This is a genomic window from Okeania hirsuta (assembly GCF_003838195.1).
In the GTDB taxonomy this organism is placed as follows: domain Bacteria; phylum Cyanobacteriota; class Cyanobacteriia; order Cyanobacteriales; family Microcoleaceae; genus Okeania; species Okeania hirsuta.
In genome coordinates, this window is record NZ_RCBY01000058.1 from 1 (window position 1) to 22106 (window position 22106).

A 22106-nucleotide genomic window follows, 5' to 3' on the forward strand; every position below is an offset into this window, starting at 1 on the left:
AAGACACACTCAAGACAGTCAGAAGTTATTTTTGTAACGGGAATTTAAGTCCCGCTCCAAAAATATTTCGCCTTAAAAGGCGGGGTTGAGCGACCCATATTATTTTGATAAATGATCAAAGTTAGTCAGGGATTACTTCTGACTTCTGTACGTCGCCAATCCGACGGCTCCCCTATCTGACTTACGCGTAGCGCTATAGGTTGGCCAAGATAGCTACTGAATTAGAGAATGAAACATACTCTTTCTGTTTTAGTTGAAGACGAAGCGGGAGTTTTGACCCGTATTGCTGGTTTGTTTGCCCGTCGTGGTTTTAATATTGAAAGTCTGGCGGTTGGCCCAGCAGAACAATCTGGTGTTTCTCGAATTACAATGGTGGTGCCTGGGGACGACCATGTGATCGAACAGTTGACCAAACAACTATATAAGTTGATTAATGTTTTGAAAGTACAAGATATTACTGCTATTCCCTGTGTGGAACGAGAGTTAATGTTACTCAAGATTAATGCCACTACAAATATGCGATCTGAAGTGGTTGAGATTGCAAATATTTTTCGGGCGCGGGTAGTAGACTTAGGTGACGACTCATTAACTATTGAAGTAGTAGGAGACCCAGGAAAAATGGTGGCCATTGTCCAAATGCTTGCTAAATATGGTATCCGTGAAATTGCTAGGACAGGCAAAATCGCTTTAACTCGTGAGTCTGGAGTTAATACTGAGTTCCTAAAATTGAGAGCTTTGGAAGTAAAAATGTAAGTCTTTTCTAGGATGTTAATTAGGAAAGGGTTAATCCTATAGGAGAGGGAATGGTGATTTAAGCTTTTATCTGATTTATAAGACTACTATTTTTTCTCTTTTTAAACTTGACTTTCCTTGATTTTTTACTGATTTAATTTTTATCCTAATCCTAGTTATTTTCAATTAAATATCCTACCTTAAGTAATTACTCCTTTTTTGAGTGCAACCTCATTAGAAGTAATTACTTTTTTTTATTAATATTTTTTTGTGTTAATTAAATAGAACGACTAACAATATCCTTAAGGATATCCGACGGTAATATCGCTAAAAATACGATTTTTAGCTTAAAAAAAATTAAGGGAAGTGTTTTGACTTAAGACAAATATACTAACTTTTTGATATTGCAAAATTGCTCCCGTAACTCTACAAAGTTCCATGTAGATCTAGATAGAAAATTAAATAATTTCTTGTTCTTAAAACACAAAACAAGTAGTTAAATTATTTCAATTAATTATGAATTTTAACTACATGATTTGGCTGATTTTTCGAGCAATATTTAATTACTAAAAACCTGAATTTACAAGGGAAATCATCCCTATTTTTCAATTACTGTCCTTTAAATTTACAACAAAACAAACTATGGCTACTACACTTCCTTCCGCCCAAGATCAATATATGCTCGAATTGATCAACAGAGGTCGCCAAGACCCTGCTGCAGAAGCAGATCACTATAATATTGATCTAAATGAAGGACTCGCACAAGATACAATCTCCACTGATGCCAAACAACCTCTAGCATTTAATCTCAACCTCAATACTGCTGCTAACGAACACAGTCAATGGATGCTAGATAACAACGAATTTAGCCACACAGGAGAAAATGGTACACAATTCTGGGAACGTATGACGAATGCGGGGTACCAATGGTTTGGTGCTGGGGAAAATATCAGTTTTGATTCACCACTAGCTTCCGGTATTTCCGACTTCACCGGTCTTGTGGAGGAAAACCACAAAGATCTATTCATAAGTCCAGGTCATCGTGAAAATCTTATGAATGCTAGCTTTGAGGCAATCGGAATTTCTTCATTACAAGCAACGACGTATACTTGGAACGGGACAACTTACACTGATGTAGTGATGACTACCCAAAAGTTTGGCCGTAATAACGATGGTCCATTTATCACAGGTGTTGCCTACACTGATGCAGTTACTGATGACGACTTCTATACAGTCGGTGAAGGAATAGGCGGCATAACAGTTACAGCAGTTGATACTGCCAATAGTGCTAATACTTTCACAACTACTACTTGGGATGCAGGTGGTTATAGTTTAGATGTAAGTCCAAATGCGACTTACGATGTTACCTTCTCTGGGGATCTTGATGGGGATGGTCAGGCAGATGATACAGCAACTTATCAAGTTACTGTTGGTTCCGAAAACGTCAAACAAGATGTAGTTAGCGACAACTTACCTCCATCTACTCCCACCAATAATCCTCCCACCGCAGTAGAAATAGATAACGATACTATTGCCGAAAATACTAGCAATAATACAGTGGTAGGTAACTTAACTACTTCTGACCCTGATGCTGGGGATACTCACAGTTATCAATTGTTAGATAATGCTAATGGTCGTTTTGCTCTAGATGGAGACCAAATAGTAGTTGCTGATGGTTCTGGGTTGGATTTTGAAAGTGATGCGAATCATAATATTACTGTGCGAACTACTGATGCTGGGGGTGAAAGTTTCGAGCAACAGTTAACTATTAATGTAAGTAATGTGGATGAGACTCCCACTGAACCAGATAACTTCAATACTATCTATGGAAGTGACAACAACGATAATCTACGTGGCACAGTAGATAATGATGCGATCTACGGTGAAGGTGGCAATGATTTAATTATTGGACGGAAAGGTGACGATCTGCTCAATGGCGACAGTGGAAATGACGAAATTAATGGTGGTTCTGGTAACGATATCCTCAATGGTGGTTCTGATAACGATATCCTCAATGGTGGAAGAGGTATGGATACTCTTACAGGAGTAGACATAACTTCTGCTCAACCTGGTTATAATGAGATAGATATTTTGCGGGGCAATGCTGATGCCGATCTATTTATCTTAGGCGATAGTAGTCAAGTTTACTACACTGGAAATGGTGTCAACGATTATGCTCGGATTGATACTTTCAATAGTGGTCAAGGCGATCGAATTCAACTATCTGGAAGTAGTGGTGACTATACATTAGAAGAAAATGTTCCTGGATTGCCAAAAGGAACTGCTATTTACAATAATGATGATTTGATTGGTATTGTCAATAATGTTGTAGATATGGATTTGAATAGCAGTGATTTTTCTTTTGTATAAATCTCTAGTTTGGTCTAAATTGATTTGGTTGGTAGTGGTGCATTTGATGATTTTGGTAAAGGTATGGTGAGCATTTTAGCCACCATACACCACTACTATAGCGCTACGCGCAAGTCAGAAGTCATATCATGTCCGGTAGCATCGGTATTGTATAGCAAAGGTAGGCAACAGGCAACAGTTAGGAAGGCTTAAGAGCAAGAAAAAAACTTATAGCAATGAGCGCTGGTATATTTACAAATTGCAGGAGGGGCCAAATAGCTAAAAGTCTTATATTATCGGCAATTTATTCCCCCTTCCGGAGCTGTTGCTTTCCGGAGCTGTTGCCTGCGCACAGCGCTATAAATTTCCTGTAGATATCCACGCTAACTTTTATACAAACGATACCAACGGACATGATATCATACCCAGAATCAGCAACGCCCTCTTCCTATTTCCACTTATTTGTAAGTATTAAACAGGATATGATATTATATCATGTCCAGATAATTAGTGATCAAAAAACTTTCTCCTTTTCCTCCTCTTTATTCTTTCTTCTTGCTTCTTTCTTCTTATTTCTTCCCTCCTGACTCCTGAGTTCTGACTCCTGACTCCTCCGTCGTTTATTTGTAAGTATTCAACTGGACATGATATTAGTCTACTCGACCCTCAAGCAAATGATTTTTGTGCGAAAAGATCAAATTTTTTTCACTATTTTCCCTTCTACCTTGAAGCCAATAAGTAATCATTTCTCCTCTACCTCTAACTGAAATATTTCCCCGTGGTTCTAATAAATATTTATCTTTTAAAACTTGATAAGTAGCTTCAGTAACTTGAATTTTTCCAGGTATTCCACTTGCTTCCATTCGAGATGCCACATTAACTGTATCACCCCACAAATCATAAATAAACTTTTTAGTACCAATTACTCCTGCTACAACAGTTCCAGTATTAACACCAATCCGAATTTGGAAAGGTTTTCCCAAGTCATTTAAAAATTTAGTAATGGCCTGCTGCATATCTATTGCCATTTCAGCGATCGCTTCTGCATGATCGTCTCTAGCTGCGGGTAAACCACCAACGACCATATAAGAATCCCCAATAGTTTTAATTTTTTCTAAATCATGTTGTTCAGTCAATTGATCGAAAGCTGAGAAAATTCGATTGAGCAGATCAACTAATTGATTAGGAGATATCCGAGCTGAAAAACCAGTAAAATCGACAATATCAGCAAACAAAATAGTTACATTTTCAAACCGTTTAGCAATTGGATGTTGATTTTGTTTTAATTTTTCAGCAATCTTCGCAGGCAAAATATTCAACAATAAACGGTCAGATTTTTCTTGTTCTAATCGTAGTGCACTCTCTACATGCTTACGTTTTGTAATATCTTGAATTGTACCTTCATAATAAAGTATTTCTCCCTCAAAATTACGAACTACACGAGCATTTTCAGAAATCCAGATTATAGTACCATCAACACGATAAGCTTCTGATTCAAAGGATGATATAGAACCATCTTTGTCAAGGGCAGCAATAAACTCAGAGCGACGATTTGGATTAACATACAGTTGTTGTGCAATGTCAGTCATTTGATTTTTCAACTCTGCTTCCGAGGAACAACCATACATCTTCGCTAAAGCTGGATTTGCACTAATGAAATATCCTTCTGGGGAAGTTTGAAATATACCTTCTGCAGTATTTTCAAAAATGCTACGATATTTTTCTTCAGCTCGCTGTAGTGCATCTAGCACCCGTTTGCGTTCTGTAATATTACGCGCTACCCAAATCACACAGTTATCTGGTAATGGTGAAATGTTAGCAGTAAACCAAATTTCATTAGGATTAGGAAGAGGAGAATAGGGATAGGGAGGCAAATCAGAAGATTTGTAATTAGGAACTTTGCATGAAATTCCCCATAGAGAGTTAGGCTTTTGAATATTGCCGTTCTGTGGATTTACAAGCAGACTATATTCTAAATTAACAGTTTCATGTGTATTCAGCACCCGCTGAATATTAATCATAAATAGGTTTGCTTGTTGAGGAGGCAAAACTTCATAAACACTTTTACCAATCAATTCATTGATGGGACTATATAACACTTCTGAATTAGTAGATAAGATTTTGACATATCTACCTTTAGCATCGAAGACAGTAATTACATCAGTCATTGCCTCAAACAAAACCCGCAGTTCCGCTTCTGATTTTCGTAAGGCGGTTTCTACTCGTTGACGCTCTGTAACTTCCATCATTAACAAACGATTTGATTCTTTGAGAGCAGCAGTACGTTCCTCCACTTTTGTTTCTAACTGCTGATTAGCTCTTTGCAATGCTTCTTGTGCTTGTTTACGTGCTGTAATATCTTCAACAGTTCCTTCGTAACGAATTAAATTACCATCTCGGTCTCGTACAGATCTGGCATTTTCAGAAGTCCAGATCAGACTACTATCTCGGCGATAAACTTGTGACTGAAAGTTAACTACAACATCATGCTCCCGTAGTATTTGCATAAGTTGATAGCGGCTTTCTTGATTACCGTAAAGTCGATGTTGTAAGGAAGTAAGGTTAGTAATCATCTCTTCAGGAGATTCATAGCCATAAATTCTAGCTAATGCGGGGTTAACACTTATGAAGTAACCATCGGGAGTTGCTTGGAAAATTCCCTCGACGGCATTTTCAAAGATGGTACGATATTTCTCTTCTGCTTGTTTGAGTGCTGCTTCTGCATCTTTGCGTTCGGTAATATCAATACCTACAGCAAAAGCAGCTTTACCTTCAGCATATTTTTGGGAAACAATTAAATAATTCCGAGCAACACCATTCGCATAAGCAGATACTTCTCGACAGTCATCCCGAGCGTGACTGGCAAAAAATTGGCGCATAAATTCACTAAATTCTTCGCTGGCTTTCAGAAAGCCAATATTTTGGCCAATAAAAGCTTCTTTTGGTAAATTGTAAGTTTGTGCTAAGTGTTTATTAACTCCCAAGTAATGTAAATCTGAGCTGATCCAAGAGACAATTCCTGGAACTGCTTCTAAAACAGCTCCTAACTGTTCTTTAGTTGCTCCAAGGTCTGATTCAGCTTGTCTGCGTTCGGTAATATCAATACCTACCACAAAAGCAGCTTGATTTCGATCATATTTGCGAGCAACAATTAAGTGATTTTTGGTTTGATTTTGGTAATTTGAAATAATCTCAGAAGTTATTTCCTGCTGAGAACTTGCAAAAAATTCTTTAATTAAGGTATTAAATTCAGAGCTTTTATCTATAAAACCAATATCTTTACCGACAAAATCTGTTCTCGATCGTTTAAAGATATCAGCTAATTGTTGATTTACTTCAATATAGGTTAAGTCTGAATTAATCCATGAAACCATTCCTGGAACTGCTTCTAATACTGTTTCTAGTTTTTCTTTAGCTGCTAAAAGATTTTGTTCTGCTTGTTTGCGTTCGGTAATATCAATACCTACCACAAATGCAGCTTGATTTTGATTGTATTTTTCTGCTACAATCAAATAATTTCGAGGTTCTCCATGAATTTGTGATACTATTTCACCTGTGATTTCAGACTCAGAACTAGCAAAAAATTTATCAACAAATTTATTGAATTCAGAACTTATGCCTAAAAAACCAATGTTTTTACCCATAAATTCTTTTCTGGGCATACTAAAAATATCAGCTAACTTTTGATTAACTTCTATATAACATAAATCCGAACTAATCCAAGATACTGTACCTGGTACTGCTGCTAATACTGTTTGTAACTGTTCTTTAGCATTTATTAGGTCATTTTCTGCTTGTTTGCGTTCTGTAATATCAATACCTACCACAAAAGCAGCTTGGTTTTTGTTGTACTTTTCTGCGACAACCAAATAGTTGCGAGGTTGTCCATGAACTATTGATGTAATTTCACGACTTGTTTCTAAATTTGAACTTTCAAAAAATTCTTGTAGAAAGTCATTAAACTCAGAACTTGCGCCTAAAAAACCAATATTTTTACCCGCAAATTCTTCTCTGGGCATACCAAACATCTCAGCTAACTGCTGATTGACTTCTATGTAGTGTAAATCCGAACTCACCCAAGATACTGTACCAGGTACTGCTGCCAAAACTGTTTGTAATTGCTCTTGAGCTGCTTTCAGAGCTGTTTCTGCTTGCTGGTGTTTAACAATTTCTTGCACTAACCGATCGTTTGATTCTTTGAGTGCTGCAGTGCGGTCTTCAATGATCATATTTAACTCTTGCTCATTTAAAATGCAACTTGAATTTGCTGTTTTTAGTTCACTAACACTTTGGCGCAGAGCAATCAATTCCTGAATCAATTCCTTTTTAGTTTTATCTTGGTCATTCATAATTTTCAAAGTTTATGATGATCTAGGAGTATATTAATTTGTATTTAATCGTGCACTTATTTATACAAAGTTCTCTTGATTCCTATTTAATTTGTGGGCAATAAATATAATCATTTTGAATAGCAAAATGTTATACATTATTATCAATTAATACTAACTGTTGATAACAAATATTAATTATTCTCTCTCTCCTACCATAATAGTAGTTTTAATTTGGGTCGGGTGGACTTGAAGAATTTGAGAATATTAAAAATTTTTTCCTTTAAATCCTCCTATTTTCTGCTTTCAAAGCATCTATTCTAAAAATTAATTAAATTGAGAAAGGCGACAATTTAACAATTGTTTATATTTAGATGAATAGATTGGTAGATACCAGAGGGCTATCTACCAATCTATTCATCGATCTAGTAGACATTTCCTGATATAATTTGTATCAATTATGATGTTTTTTTCCTGGTTTGATATCTATGTATTCCTTATTTTGAGAAGGTTACAGATGGAGATGCCCTATGATAGCAAAAAAACTGATGATATTGTAACACTCTCATATCTTAATGTCAAAATTTGGCCATGGATATGAAATAAATTGTTACTTTATCAAATAACCAATTAATTAAATTTGATATATGGTAATTTTTAGATGTAGTTATATAGACAATATTCTGGCAATAAGCAAAAACTCTATAATAGATAAAAATATCAGAATTATTTTTAGGTATTTACTACTACTTAGATTAGTAGAAATCTACTTCATATTGGGATTATCGGCGAGTTAAAACCTTGTAGTCAACAACACCAATTATTGTAAAATTTCTCATAGTAGTGAGATGTAATTTTATTCAATTTCCTACTTTTTCAGCAATTTCACTTTCAAAAATATTTAACACAACCACCTTGAGGAAATATTAGGGGAGATGGGGAGTGTGGAGAGTGTGAGATCCCACCCCTAATATCATGTCCGGTTGAATAATTAGACTTTGCTGGAAGGAAGGCAGCTATGCTGGAGGCAGGAGGCAGAAGGTTTTATCCTATTGTCACCTTAATTTTATACACGCTCCGATGCTACCGGACATGATATAACCCCTCCCAGGAGGAGAATGTGGGAATATCAAGAAAGATTTGGCAATGGCGCTCAGATAGAACATTTTTTTATACCGAACCCGAGCAGATTTGATATTAGCGGAGAAGTTTTGGATATATGCACTCTAGAGAAAATCTTCTTTTGATATCAAGTCTGCTTCAGTACTTATTAGGACTTATACCATGTCCGGTTGATTACTTATAAATAAACTACGGAGGAGTTAGGAGGGAACAAAGAAGAATAAACAGGAGTAGAAGCAGAAAGTTTTTTGTTTGCTGGCGCACAACGCACGTTAACGCGGAGCGCGGAACAGAGTTCTATCGCGCTCTTATCCGGACATGATATCATATCTCTTTTCACCAACGCCAAACTTTTTATAGTACTGCAATACAGTCAATTTCTACAAGTACATCTTTGGGTAAGCGAGCAACTTCAACACAGGCGCGGGCAGGGGCATTTTCAGGGTTGAAGTATTTAGCGTAGATGGTGTTTACGGTGGCAAAGTCGTTCATGTCTTTGAGGAACACGGTTGTTTTGACAACATTTGACCAAGTGGCACCTGCTGCGGTGAGTATAGCTTCTAGGTTTGCCATAACTTGTTCTGTTTGTTTACTTACATCATCGGTGTAGACTATTTGGTTGATTTTAGTGTCGATCGCTATTTGACCGGAGACGAAAATCATTTGACCTGTGGCAGCGATCGCTTGATTGTATGGGCCAACTGGTTCGGGGGCTTTGTCAGTTTTGATTATTTTACGGGTTGTCATATTTTGTTTTTGTTGCTAGTTGGTTATGGTTTGGTGTTGATGGCTAATAATTTTCAGCTTGATACATTTCACCATTTGAGATTATTGCATAAGTAAAGTCTATTTTTTCAACTTTAATGTAGTTATATCATGTCTGCTTAATTAGTGATAGAAAACTTTCTTCTTCTGTTCCTTCTTTTTTCCTCCTGACTTTTGACTCCTGAGGAGGTCCTCCTCCGTCATTATTTATAAGTATTCAACCGGACATGATATTACTGCGATAATCTTGTTATTCTTCATCTATTTTTTGACCACAATGGGGACAAATTATAGATTTTTTATTTTGATTTGAAGCCCGTTTTTTTTCTATTTCTTCAGTAAAACCAGAAGCAACTATACCTGCTGGTAAAGCAAATATACCAACTCCTACTAATGCAGCGATCGCCCCTAAAAATCTACCTAAAGGAGTAATGGGATAAACATCTCCATAACCCACAGTAGTTAAGGTGATAATTCCCCACCACATAGCAGCAGGAATATGAGGAAAATTATCTGGTTGAGCTTCATTTTCCGCGAAGTAAATTAAACTGGCAGAAGTTACTAATAAAACTAAAGCAATAAATAAAGTAATAACTATCTCTTCTTGTTTTGACTTGATAACTTTACCAAATAATTTTACTGTGCTTGAATATCTACTAATTTTGAATAACCTAAATATTCTAAACAAGCGAAACGAACGAGTAAATATTAGATTTGGCCAAAATAAAGGTAAGTAAAATGGAAGAATTGCGATTAAATCAATAATTGCTAAAGGTTTAACCATAAATCGTATTCTTCCCCATACTGGATGCTTATATCTAGGAGCAACATTGGATGACCAAACTCGCAAAATATATTCTATGGTAAATATAATTACTGATATTAGTTCAAAGTTATCTAACCAGATTTGGTATGGTTGATAAATCTCTTCTACTGTGGAGATAATTACAACTAGAATACTCAGAAAAATCAATGTGATGATGCAGATTTTGAAGGTTTTGCTGTAAATATCTCCGGGATTATCTAGCTCAATAATTTGAAATATTCGACGTTTGATTTTGTCAAGCATTTTTCTAGATAAGTTTTGGAGTTATAGCAATTCCCAAAAAGCGTGAGGTACAAAATTTTAGGCTTGAGGGAACAGGGAACAGGGAACAGGGAACAGGGAATAAAAAGACAAAAAGATAACTGTACCTCATGACTTTGGGAAACGTTATATTTTCATTTTTTGCAGAGAATTATATAGTCATCTAATCCATAGTTTGAGTTATGATTTAATCCAAGATATTGACGTTTAAGTGGGCTTATATATTTTTGAGGAGGTAATTTTTCATTAGCATACTTCAAAAAGTCTTTATGATATTCTCTGATTCCTGTTGAAGTAACATATTTATACCACTCCAGTTTTAACCCTAACTCCTCAACAAACTTTTCAAGCAAGTTTTTTTCTTGGATAATATCTTCTTTGGGCTGCATATTATAAAATCCGAATAATCTTTTTATTTGAACAATTAACATTACATAACCATCACTACTCAAACTCTCCTGAAATATTTTTCGATAAACATCGAAAGACTTTTTCTTTTCTGCTTGGTCAGCAAATAAACAGTGAGAAATAACTATAAAGTCAAAAAAGCGTTGTGGCAAAACTTTCGATTGCTCGTTGTATGTAAAAATATCAGTTGTATCAAATCGAAAATAAAGATTAGTTGGCATTCTTTGTTGTTCTATATATTGTCGCCAAAATTGAAGACCTCGATATTGAAATTGAGCTTGTTTTTCCAAAGAATAGTAACAAATGTGCATTGGAGGAGGGGAGAAAAAACCACTACTACTTTGTAGGAATAAAGCTAACCCATAAGCAACGGTTCCCGGACCAGCACCGATGTCAAGAATATTAAGTTTTGTAGGCAATAATCCAGATTTATATACTAGAAACCAAGCCAAATAACTAGAATATACATGATCGGGAAAATATTTCATCATATAAACATAAGGAGTAAAATTAAAAGCATAATCAGGATCTATATTACGCTTTAGTAATTTCATATCCTCGATCGCTGCTTGCAATTCTGATACTCGTTTTTCTTGGGGCACTCTATTAATTTCTTCCTGTATATACTCTGCCAAACTTGATTCAAAATCGTCAAATATCCGTTCATAGATTCCAGTACATTGCAATAAATTTTCATCTTTTTCAATTAACTGAAAACTCTTCGTGACAAACTCAATAAATTTTGGTTCTGGGGTCAATATATAGTCATCAAGTCGTCTAATTACTGCCTCGTCAAAATCAATCTTTAATTCTAACTCATCTAATTTATAAACAGCTTTTCTCAGATGTTCATTTAAACTGTTGATTTCTCTGTCTTTATCATTTAGAGATGTCTGAAACTTCAGCTTATCCTGATACAACTTCTCTAGGGGCGATAATTTAGCTCCTGAATTTTCAATAGTTTTAAATATATGATTAGCTTGAGCATTTTTGCCTTGTTTTAGGGCAAACCAAAACTTTAGAGAACGCCAAAAATTTGTGATGTAATTATTCATTAGTCAATTCTGCCTGAAATTATTTTATTCCTCAATTATTTAGTTTTTGTATTAACTTAATCGGGGAAATTTTGAGAATTTATCCCTAAATTAAATTGTTGATTTCTCTATCTTTGTTATGTTAAAGATGCCTGAAACTTCAGCCCATTCTGATCCAACTTTTCTAGGAGCGATAATTTATACCAATTTGGAAAAAGAATGTTATAGCAGTTGAAGGAAAGGTTAGGATAGATCAAAAACTGAAAACTCAAACAACCTAAGATTTTTTCTTCTTACTTCTTCCTTCTTCTTTCTTCCTTTTATTCATAAGTAAATCCTGCTTGACCTTCTTTAATTTCTACATCACTCAGTATTTCTACTAACTGAGATTTGAAGCTTTGATAATTTTTATTTTCATTATTGTACCACCAACTATACTTTTTTTTCATATCTATAGCTTCCTCGCGAGTGCTTGCTATGAGCGATCGCTTATGACTAGCATGAAACTCTTGAATTACAACTCTATCTACAAAATTTAGTTGTCTAATAAAATTTTCTTGTTCTTCTGGCAAAGTCGGCAGTAAAGGAGTAATAGTAATAGAAAGTTTAGGCAAATAACCTGTTAAATCATTAATTGTAGTTTTAATTTTTTTCATAGCATTAAGTCTAGCTCTAATACTAGGAGTTTGAGGCTCAAAATCTTTTCTTATTTTCTCACTACCAGTGGGAATACTCATATTAATTCTTAGATGTTTAAATCGCTGTAAAATATCAATATCTCTAGTTATCATTGGGCTGCGAGTTTGGATAACTAAAATTGGTCGATATTCCAACATTACTTCTAATAATCTACGAGTTAATTGAGTTTTAGATTCTATCGGTTGATAGGGGTCTGTCACACTACTCATATAAATACTAGGGGCTTTACTAGGATTTTTCTTATCCCATTTCAATAATTCTTTCTCTAAAACTTCCGCAGCATTTTCTTTAATAAAAACCCATTTTCCCCATTCATCTCTCATTTTTTCATTAGGGCTAAAAGCAGCAGCATAACAATAGCTACAACCATATTGACAACCACGATACGGATTTAAAGTAAAGTCATAAGCTTTAATAAAACCAGTAGCTTTATTTAATATCGATTTAGCGTTTTGTGCGTAAACATCAGCACTGCCAAATTTTTCACTAACTACTAATATCATGTTCGGTTGAATACTTAATAAATAACTGTTGTGAGGAGTCAGGAGTCAGGACTCAGGAGTCAGGAGGGAAGAAAGGAGTAATACATAGGAAATATTAGAGAATAGTATTGATAATTTCAGGATTTATTTGGTACTGTCAGTGTTATCAGTCCTTAAATTTTATTATAACTGACCCGTCCGTTAGCGTAGCTCCCCCGGAGGGGGAACATGATATAATATATTAAATGATGAAAATGTTTTTTAAAGTTACCAAAATTCCAGATTAATTCAGTATTTTCAAGGCTAAAATTTTCATAAATAAAATCAACAAATTTTTTGTTGAAAAGGATGTAAATTTTAATTTAATTAGAACAAAACTATTCCAGAAAATAGGCAGTAGGCAGTAAGGGAAAAGAATTGATAAATTCTGTGTGATAATTGATTTGATTTTTTATTATAGGAGATGTCTATTTTAAATTCCCAGCTCTGTTGTTGTAAGCATTTCCTACGGAATGCTGCGCAAACAGCATTCAGCTATGAGTTATGAACTTATATCATGTCCGGATAATAGCGCGATCAAAAAACTTTCTCTTTCTTCTTCTTTCTTCCCTCCTGTCTCCTGTCTCCTGACTCCTGACTCCTTCATCTTCTATAGATTAATAATTTTATTTATTTCTGATGCTTTTCTAGTCGCCTCAGCAACTTTTAGGGTATACAAACTTGCTTCTGGAGTTACATATAAAGGAGTTCCCTCCAATAAATGTTCAATTACCATTTTTGTATCTTTAGCAAATAAACCTCGTCGCGCCCCCACTTCTATAGTTTCTGTTTTTTCTCCCTGCAATAGTTGACCTTGTTGAGGAGTAAAAATTAATGTGCCTGCTTCGCCGTAAAGAGTAAAAGTGTTTTCTGAGATCCAAAATTTGTCACCTTTGCCATAGACGCTTTCCCCAATAACACCATTGCTAAATTTTAACTGGGCAGTACACAAACAAGCATTATAAAGGTCTGCTTCAGTGTACCAAAACTGACTTTGGCAATTGACATTATCAACTTGACCAAATAGGTCGGTAAACCGATGCAAACGAGAAAGCGCTCCCATAAAAGGAAAGCCAAATAATGAAGGCTGATAAGTCCATTTTACAGGTGCTGGCTGTTTAGAATTGATTGTAATGTAACGAGCGTAGAAGACTTTACCAATAGCTGATAAAGATTGTTTAATCGCATTATGGAGACTGCCGAGAAGCTCAATATGTTCGACGTGCAATAGCTTATTTTTCTTAGCTGCCAGAGAAATTAATGATTCGGCTTCATTTGAGTCTAGGGAAAGAGGATACTCCACAATGATGTGTTTATCATTTTCTAGGGCTGCACGAACAATTGATCCATGGTCTCTATTAATAGTAGAAACGATAACTAGATCCAAATCTTCTCGTTTTACCAACTGTTGCCAAGAAGCTGTATTCTGAACTTGGAAGGTTTGACTAAATTCCTCAGTTTTTTCTGGGGTATGACCTGCTACCGCAACTAGGAGCGATCGCGTATCTACTTTTAATGCCTCAGCTCTAGTTTTAGCAGCATGACCAGTACCAACAATACCTACTCTGATCGGGATAGTGGGGCATAAAGAGGAAGAGAGATTTGTTTGGGTCATAGTTAAAGTACAAAATTAAAATATTATACTTTAGATTATATATGTCAATGACTGTGCTAAAATTCAATATTTTTTAATATCTGTCTGAGAGTTGTTGTCCAATCAGGTATAAGTAATCAGAATTAAATTAGAATTATTTATAACAAATTCTATAGTAATTTTTTGCCTAATTTGTTTTACAACATTGATTTTTTCCCTTAATATCAAAGATGGAAATAAAACAAGTACAAATAATTTGGCTAATCAAGCCTTGTGTTTTGTATAAGTTTAAATTATATATAGACAAAACTAGCTGAAGAGGAAAAATAAATGGCCACTTACAAAGTTACTCTAGTTACACCAGATGGTGAAAAAGTAATTGAATGTCCTGATGATGAGATCATTCTTGATGTTGCTGAAGATCAAGGATTAGATATACCCTATTCCTGTCGCGCTGGTGCTTGCTCCTCCTGTGCTGGTAAAATTGAATCAGGTACAGTAGATCAAGACGATCAGTCATTTTTAGATGATGACCAGATAGAACAAGGATATGTACTAACCTGTGTGGCCAAACCAACGTCTGATTGTACTATTAAAACTAACGTGGAAGAAGAGCTAGGATAAGTAGCTGAGAGCAAATTAATTAATTTTTTTTGGTAATAGTTGAGGATCTTTCAACTATCAGCTAATACGCTGAAATTAAAGCTCTTCTCTTGTGTGAGGTAATTAATCAGCTAGCTTAAGCTCCAAGTAATTTTGGGGTTTTGCTTGTTTGGGTAATTGACCTCTACTAATTCTAATGTGAATCCCAGAAAATGAGTATCAGCGATCAAAATCAATATAAGTACTGATCGCTATTTTTCTAGTGGATAGCAGTAAAATCAATCAACGAGTTGCTGATTTAAAGCATCACGAGTCAGCTCTATTGCCTTAAAAATGAGTACGACTCTATCTAAACTAATGAACCCTTTTGTTTGTGGGATAGAGACGAAACTATTGAATGTAAGGAGTGTAAAATGGCAAGCTATAAAGTAAAACTGAAAACTCCAGAAGGAGATAAAGAAATTGATTGTCCTGAAGACAAGTATATTCTTGATGAAGCAGAAGAGCAGGGATTTGATTTACCCTTCTCTTGTCGTGCTGGCGCCTGTTCTACCTGTGCTGGTAAAATAGTAGAGGGTACAGTAGATCAAGGCGATCAGTCATTTTTAGATGACGATCAGATCGGATCGGGATATGTTTTAACTTGCGTAGCTTATCCTACATCTGATTGTACAATTGAAACCCACCAAGAAGAAGCACTTTACTAAAGTTAGCAGCTTCAAGTCAATCAAAAATCAAAAAAATTGTCTAATTAATTATTGAGAGGAAAATTATATGCCTACCTACAAAGTTACTCTAATAAATGAAGAAGAGGGAATCAACCAAACTATTGATTGTGCTGATGATACCTATATCCTTGATGCTGCTGAAGAAGCAGGTATTGACCTACCTTACTCCTGTCGTGCTGGTGCTTGTTCGAGCTGTGCAGGAAAGGTAGAAGGTAACGCAGATGATGTAATAGATCAAAGTGATGGCTCCTTCTTGGATGACGATCAGATTGCAGAAGGATATGTACTAACTTGTGTTGCTTACCCTAAAAAAGACTGCACCGTTACGACTCACCAAGAAGAGGCACTTACTTAGTAGTTGAGAGAGTGTTTGTCAAATAAATATTAGACAGCGTAGTGGCGCGTCAAGCTTAAAATGGTATTGACATGGAGAAACAGGTGTTAAGAGTCTTGGCGTGCCACAGTTTCAACAACAGGATAAAGATGCTTCAATTTAATTCGTGCATCTTGGGTTGTCAAATGCCAAATTACTTGACTAGCTGTGCGATTTTGTTCCCGACGACTTTTTCCCATAAGCTCTAGTATTTTTCAACAAACCTAAAAGCTAAAACCTACAACCTACAACCTTCCTCAAGTCCAAGCACGGAAGAAAGTATTTTCTTGCCAAACACTGGCTGTTTTTTGTTCGATCGCTCCCATGTCCTGTTGAGTTAACTGTTGAAACGTTTGGGCGACTCTAACATTAGACTGCAACATTTCCACAGACTCTGTAGCTACGATACAACAATGTACGCCCTCTAAGGACAATACATATCCCATCGCTTCCTCCATATTCAATACCCCCGGTCGGAGTAATTTACCGTAAGCTGGTATTTTCATTCCAATAACACCCACATTTTTTTGTTGCGCAACAGGTAACACAGTAGGAGCAAATGGTCGTGGATGATGTTTGTCAGCAGCATTAATAGAAACCAGAGTCGTGTCAAATGGATAGCGACGTAGTCCCTCAGCAATAATATCAGGTTCGTGATGACCTGTAATTCCTGAAAATTTGACTATACCTTGTTCTTTTGCTTCTTCCATTGCTTTGATAGCACCTTGGGAACTGAATATTTCATCTAAAGTTTCTGTAAATGAAACATGGTGTAACTGCCACGAGTCGAGATAATCTGTATTTAACCGTTTTAGCGATCGCTCTAACTCTCTCCATGCTCCGTCGCGGTCGCGTCTTCCGGTTTTACTTACCAAAAATATATCTTTTCGATAAGCGGGTAAGACTTTTCCTAAATGTTCTTCACTTGCACCATAACTAGCAGCAGTATCAAAATATCTAATTCCTAGAGACAGAGCAGCTTCAATTATTGCAACTGACTCTTTTTCCTGTCCGCTTTTATTGAGGGGTGTTCTTCCTGCTCCACCTAAACCTAACAATGGTACTTTTACACCCGTTTTACCTAATACTCGTTCTGGCATTGTGGATGTGGTGGGTAGTTTTTCAGCAGATGCTACTTTGGTTTGAGTCTGTTTATTGATGGCAGCACCACCGATGATGCCACCCGTAACCGCAAGACTGGTTATTATTAAGTTACGTCGAGTCGTTTTTTTTTCATAGTTATCGATAGGTTTTTTTAACATTATAACAACTCTAAAAAATTATGTTTTTTGTGAGAACAGATTTCATCTTAGTAAGGTACAAATGTGACAGACAAGGCTCCTGTGTTACAGTTTTTATCATTTGGTTGTACGCCAGGAGTAAAATCTGGATCTATATGCAGTCTTATGAATCCAGGGATAGTAGGTTCTTTAGGACGTATCCAAGCTCTAAGTTCAGGATTTTCCCTAACCTGACTGAAACTTTTTGGACAGGGAGAAGCATCTTCTGTGAGAATAATTTTAACATCTTGACCAACCTTCCCATTCCAACAGAAGGGTGAATTCTCGGCATATTCTAAGCCTAAAATATAAGTATTTCTCGGCTTTGTTGCATCTTCTGGAAAAATCCCTCTCCAATACAAATTAATCGCACCATTACTTGGATCGAGAGGACTTATTCCTAATTTGGCTAACTTCAGTGATGCAATTTGAAAATCACCATCTGAAATTAAATAACCTGAATCAATACGAAGTTTTGAACGTAGTCGCCAATTTCCTTGACTATCAAAGTCATCTTTTAATAAAACTGTCTCATTTGAACTAAATTTAAAATCAAAAATAAAGGTTTTTTCAGAGAAAATTGCTATACTTACTACCATGCTTGCTACCAGAATAAGAACCAGTAAATAATTTTTAATTTTCATTGATTTAGTAAATTAATTTGTGGTCAGTTAATAATACTACTAATTAATCACAAAAATCAAGGAATAACAAAAACAAGACTTACACACCAACCACTAAATCTAAAAATCCCACTCCATAAATAAGTCTGTTACTGGTAATGTAAAACCTGGTAAAATATCTTCTCCATCTAAATTATCAGCAACTTGTAATAATTTATCTGGTTGTGGTTTATGGTTGATTAAAATTGATTTTTCATCAGGATTAATTACCCAAACTAACCGACAGTTATTTTCAAAGTATTCAACAATTTTTTGATGTAGTTCCTCAAATGTATTATTAGGATAAATCACCTCTACTGCTAAATCGGGAGCACCTTGAAAATAACCTTTAGGTAATCGCTTTAATCCTAATAAACGGTCTTTGGAAACAAAATAAATATCTGGAGAACGTTTATTACCAGATTTGAAAGTAAAGGCTGTACTAGAATCGCAAGTTACACCTAATTTTTTAGGACGAGCATATAATTCTATTACACCACATAGATAAGCGGTAATATTACCATGCTCCATTCCCGAATTTCCCATATCAACAACTTCTCCATTAATTAATTCATAATGACTACCATCTTCTGATAAAGCTCTAAATTCTTCATCAGTTAATATCTTATTTTCGGTTGCTATATTCATCAATTTATTCTGCTATTTTGTGATATTTTTTTGTGATAATTTAATTAAGTAATTTAATAATTTATCAAATTAGCCCAATTACATTTTAGATCATATCAAATCTGCTTGCTATGGTTCCCGTTTGCGTAGTATAAACTAGGAGAAAATTGGAGTATATAGAATTTATACTGTCAGTAGGGGCAAACTGCCGTTTGCCTCTACAATATTGATTCTTATTACTAAATGCCAAATAATACTAAAGAAAAGCGGATTTGGTATCATAGCAATTTGAAAAAAGAATGTTACAAATAATAAGCAACATGAAAATAATTTGTAGGAAATATATATTTGACTAAAAAGATAAATTACTACATAAAAAATGGTATCAAACCTATTTATTCTGACTCCTGACTCCTGTCTCCTGACTCCTAAGCAGTAACCTATTTATTTGCAGCAAATATTTATCAAATTGGTCTCACACTCTATTTTTAGTCAATAGCAAATGTTTAAACTTTCCCTCAAACAAGTTACAATTACTTTTCTTATGGTATTTATCAATCCATTAATAGCACTTAGTCAGGAAATTGCTACAACAATTTGTCCCTCTGAATTAAGTAATCGGATTGATGCTGTAGTTAACCGCCCAATTTTTAATCGTTCTCGGTGGGGAATTTTAGTTGAAACTTTATCGGAAAAAACAACAGTTTATAACCGAGATGCTGAATATTATTTCATTCCTGCTTCTACGGCTAAACTATTAACAACTGCAGCAGTATTACAAAAACTTCGCCCTCAATTTAGAATTAGAACTTCAGTTTATGGTGATGGGAATGGCAATATATATATTGTGGGTAGAGGCGACCCTAGTTTAACAGAAACTCAACTGCAAAGTTTGGCTGAACAATTAAAGGAACAGGGGATAGAAAATATTAATCAATTAATTGCTGATGATAGTTATTTTGAAGGAACAGGAGTTAATCCTAATTGGGAATGGGAAGATGTTCAGGCTGGTTATGGCGCACCTATTAATAGTTTAATCCTGAATCAAAATGCTATAGATTTGGTTTTGTCGCCTCAAAATTTAGGTCAACCTTTACAAGTTACTTTTGTTAATTCTGTTGAAGGTCAAAAATGGCAGATTGAAAATAATTCGGTGACTGTAGGAAAGAATGAAAAAGAATTTGTTGAGGTAGGAAGAGATTTTATTCAGCCAATAATTCGGATATCTGGGCAACTAAGAGTTGGTTCGACATCGGAACCTGTTTATGTGGCGGTTGTAGAACCTGTGGATAATTTTTTAAATAAATTTCGTGAAGTTTTAGCAACAACAGGAATTCAGGTTTCTCAAATAGTAAAAAAATCACAGATTGCCTCTAATATAAATTTGAATGAATTAGCTTTTGTGGAGTCTCCAACATTAGCGGAATTAGTGGAGGAAGTTAATAGAAAGAGTAATAATCTTTATACAGAAGCTTTGTTACGGCAAATGGGAGTTAGGAGTAGATTAATTCCTAGGAAAAAATCTAATAATCAGACTTTAGCAAAAAGTTTGGAGGAGGTAAAAGTAATTTTAACTAGGTTAGGAGTTACTCCCAATAGTTTTGTTTTAAATGATGGCTCTGGTTTGTCTCGTCATAATTTAGTTAGTCCGGAAGCTTTGGTACAAACTCTCAGAATAATGGCTAATTCTCCTTGGGCAAATATTTATAGAAATTCTTTACCTGTGGCTGGTGTAAATGGTACATTGAGTAGACGTTTTAGAAATAGTTTTGCGGAGGGAAATGTACAAGCAAAAACAGGAACAATTAGTGGAGTTTCGGGTTTAGCAGGATATATTCAACCTGCTAATTTTGAGCCTTTAGTATTTAGTATTATTGTCAATCAGTCTGACTTAGAAACCAAAGATTTGAGAAGTGCTATTGATGAAATAGTTTTGTTATTGACTCAGTTAAAATCTTGTGGTTAGAAGAAGGAAGAAGGAAGAAGGAAGAAGAATTGAAGAAGGAGACAGGAGACAGGAGACAGGAGACAGGAGGAAAATTACATGGGGATTCGCTCCCCCAAGTAATTTTGAACACCGTGTAGACGGTGGGGTATTAAACCCACAAAGAAAATGATAAAAAGGAAAAAGTGGATGGGGATAGTCTTCGACAAGCCGCTCCGCGTCTACAAACCTCAACTAATTGTAAACACCATGTAGACAGTGGGGTATTAAACCCAAAAGAAAAAGATAATTTTTGGAGTAGTTAAAAATTATTAAAGTAGCACTCAGCAATCAGCAATCAGCTTTTCAAGGTGTATAATGGGGGATTAAAACCCCCATAAAAGGCACACCACGCGCTTTTTCAAATATAGTGGGGGACTTAAACCCTTGAATTTTTAGCTGACAGCTAAATGCTGTTTGCGGAGCATTCTGGAACTGAAAAGCTGATAGCTAGTTAAATTATATTAATTCACATTAATATACAGCAGATTCCACTTTGGTACACCGATCGCGAGCAAGATGCCCGCACTATAAACATTTAATTGTTAATTTCTGTACTTCTTATGCAAGGAATCTGCTGTAATACCAATAGTAAAGTTTTTCCCTGAATCTATCCCACTATTTTTTTTTACAGGTTTATTTGTTTAAGTAAAATGTGTTTTAAAAGCTGAAATTTTCGTTTTTAAGTCTCAAAATATTTAGGGTTTTTAGCAAAAATCTTAGGTGGTAGTGCATTGTCATGGTCGTGCATTGTCATTATTTTTGTAACCAGACACAGTAGTGGGAGCATCTTGCTCCCTTTTGAACTTTCCTAACGTTTCCTTCCAATGCTATACCAGATATAGTAGTGAGATAATCTTGCTCCCTCCCTTCGAGGATGCCCGCACTAGGCATTGTTCATCTGCATATAGCATTACTATGCAGGACTATCAAATCTTATACAATTTCTGAATAGTAATGCTATGTTTGATTAACATCTCCCTATCTCCCTATATCCCCATATTATGATAAAAAAACTTAAAAATTACTTCGGTTAAAAGTGAAAAAGTCTGATATTATTTTAGTTGGTACAAAACTTACGCACAAGGCACGAAAAAATAGTGTTTGAGATTGCTTTCCGTTCCGGACTGCTCCGCAAACCCTATCGGTCGCAATGACCGAAATACACTCTACTGCGTAAGTCTTATGGTAGTTATGACAGAATAGTTAT

General features: G+C 35.4%; 18 protein-coding genes. 8 read left to right on the forward strand and 10 right to left on the reverse strand.

Annotated elements, in window-relative coordinates:
• Window positions 1-228: 228 nt before the first annotated feature.
• From ilvN to D5R40_RS35115, 3 genes are all read left to right on the forward strand, one after another.
• Complete coding sequence (gene ilvN, locus D5R40_RS12145; protein WP_124147476.1) at window positions 229-753, forward strand: acetolactate synthase small subunit; 525 nt, start codon at window positions 229-231, stop codon at window positions 751-753.
• A gap of 621 nt (window positions 754-1374) precedes the next feature.
• Window positions 1375-3102, forward strand: coding sequence for a CAP domain-containing protein (locus tag D5R40_RS12150; RefSeq protein ID WP_124154697.1), 1728 nt, complete (start codon window positions 1375-1377; stop codon window positions 3100-3102).
• Window positions 3103-3126: 24 nt separating this feature from the next.
• The gene (locus D5R40_RS35115) at window positions 3127-3294 is read left to right on the forward strand and encodes a hypothetical protein (protein ID WP_161564446.1); all 168 of its coding nucleotides are present in this window, start codon (window positions 3127-3129) and stop codon (window positions 3292-3294) included.
• Window positions 3295-3731: 437 nt separating this feature from the next.
• Here D5R40_RS35115 and D5R40_RS12155 read toward each other — a convergent pair whose 3' ends face one another.
• The 6 genes from D5R40_RS12155 to D5R40_RS12180 all read right to left on the reverse strand — a co-directional run bounded on the left by D5R40_RS12155 (window position 3732) and on the right by D5R40_RS12180 (window position 14660).
• Window positions 3732-7430: an adenylate/guanylate cyclase domain-containing protein gene (locus D5R40_RS12155; protein ID WP_124154698.1), complete on the reverse strand. Its 3699-nt coding sequence runs from the start codon at window positions 7428-7430 to the stop codon at window positions 3732-3734.
• 1455 nt (window positions 7431-8885) lie between these two features.
• A complete protein-coding gene (locus tag D5R40_RS12160) occupies window positions 8886-9278 on the reverse strand; it encodes a RidA family protein (RefSeq protein ID WP_124154699.1) in 393 nt (130 codons plus the stop codon).
• 268 nt (window positions 9279-9546) lie between these two features.
• Window positions 9547-10365 (reverse strand): ion transporter, encoded by an 819-nt coding sequence (locus D5R40_RS12165; RefSeq protein ID WP_124154700.1) that lies wholly within the window; start codon window positions 10363-10365, stop codon window positions 9547-9549.
• A gap of 152 nt (window positions 10366-10517) precedes the next feature.
• Window positions 10518-11846, reverse strand: coding sequence for a photosystem II assembly protein (locus tag D5R40_RS12170; protein WP_240038881.1), 1329 nt, complete (start codon window positions 11844-11846; stop codon window positions 10518-10520).
• A 299-nt stretch (window positions 11847-12145) separates the two neighbouring features.
• A complete protein-coding gene (locus tag D5R40_RS12175) occupies window positions 12146-13027 on the reverse strand; it encodes an SPL family radical SAM protein (RefSeq protein WP_124144342.1) in 882 nt (293 codons plus the stop codon).
• 628 nt (window positions 13028-13655) lie between these two features.
• Entirely contained in the window at window positions 13656-14660 is a 1005-nt protein-coding gene (locus D5R40_RS12180; RefSeq protein ID WP_124144343.1) for a Gfo/Idh/MocA family protein, read from the reverse strand.
• A gap of 309 nt (window positions 14661-14969) precedes the next feature.
• On the opposite strand from D5R40_RS12180, the gene D5R40_RS12185 reads away from it, so the two are divergent.
• The 3 genes from D5R40_RS12185 to D5R40_RS12195 all read left to right on the forward strand — a co-directional run bounded on the left by D5R40_RS12185 (window position 14970) and on the right by D5R40_RS12195 (window position 16325).
• On the forward strand, window positions 14970-15263 hold the full coding sequence (locus D5R40_RS12185) for a 2Fe-2S iron-sulfur cluster-binding protein (protein WP_124144344.1): 294 nt from the start codon (window positions 14970-14972) through the stop codon (window positions 15261-15263).
• Window positions 15264-15655: 392 nt separating this feature from the next.
• The gene (locus D5R40_RS12190; protein ID WP_124154701.1) at window positions 15656-15949 is read left to right on the forward strand and encodes a 2Fe-2S iron-sulfur cluster-binding protein; all 294 of its coding nucleotides are present in this window, start codon (window positions 15656-15658) and stop codon (window positions 15947-15949) included.
• 67 nt (window positions 15950-16016) lie between these two features.
• Window positions 16017-16325, forward strand: coding sequence for a 2Fe-2S iron-sulfur cluster-binding protein (locus tag D5R40_RS12195; RefSeq protein WP_124144346.1), 309 nt, complete (start codon window positions 16017-16019; stop codon window positions 16323-16325).
• Between the two features lie 86 nt (window positions 16326-16411).
• On the opposite strand, the gene D5R40_RS40960 is transcribed toward D5R40_RS12195, so the two are convergent.
• From D5R40_RS40960 to D5R40_RS12210, 4 genes are all read right to left on the reverse strand, one after another.
• The gene (locus D5R40_RS40960) at window positions 16412-16543 is read right to left on the reverse strand and encodes a hypothetical protein (protein WP_275670330.1); all 132 of its coding nucleotides are present in this window, start codon (window positions 16541-16543) and stop codon (window positions 16412-16414) included.
• A gap of 57 nt (window positions 16544-16600) precedes the next feature.
• Window positions 16601-17605 (reverse strand): aldo/keto reductase, encoded by a 1005-nt coding sequence (locus tag D5R40_RS12200; protein ID WP_124154702.1) that lies wholly within the window; start codon window positions 17603-17605, stop codon window positions 16601-16603.
• 47 nt (window positions 17606-17652) lie between these two features.
• Window positions 17653-18267 (reverse strand): hypothetical protein, encoded by a 615-nt coding sequence (locus tag D5R40_RS12205; protein ID WP_124154703.1) that lies wholly within the window; start codon window positions 18265-18267, stop codon window positions 17653-17655.
• Window positions 18268-18366: 99 nt separating this feature from the next.
• Window positions 18367-18933 (reverse strand): Uma2 family endonuclease, encoded by a 567-nt coding sequence (locus D5R40_RS12210; protein ID WP_124154704.1) that lies wholly within the window; start codon window positions 18931-18933, stop codon window positions 18367-18369.
• A 481-nt stretch (window positions 18934-19414) separates the two neighbouring features.
• Here D5R40_RS12210 and dacB point away from each other — a divergent pair, with 481 nt between their 5' ends.
• Both dacB and D5R40_RS40965 read left to right on the forward strand, forming a co-directional pair.
• Window positions 19415-20878: a D-alanyl-D-alanine carboxypeptidase/D-alanyl-D-alanine endopeptidase gene (gene dacB, locus D5R40_RS12215; protein ID WP_124154705.1), complete on the forward strand. Its 1464-nt coding sequence runs from the start codon at window positions 19415-19417 to the stop codon at window positions 20876-20878.
• On the forward strand, window positions 20869-20997 hold the full coding sequence (locus tag D5R40_RS40965) for a hypothetical protein (protein WP_282433626.1): 129 nt from the start codon (window positions 20869-20871) through the stop codon (window positions 20995-20997). Before dacB ends, D5R40_RS40965 begins: the two co-directional genes overlap by 10 nt.
• Window positions 20998-22106 lie beyond the last annotated feature (1109 nt).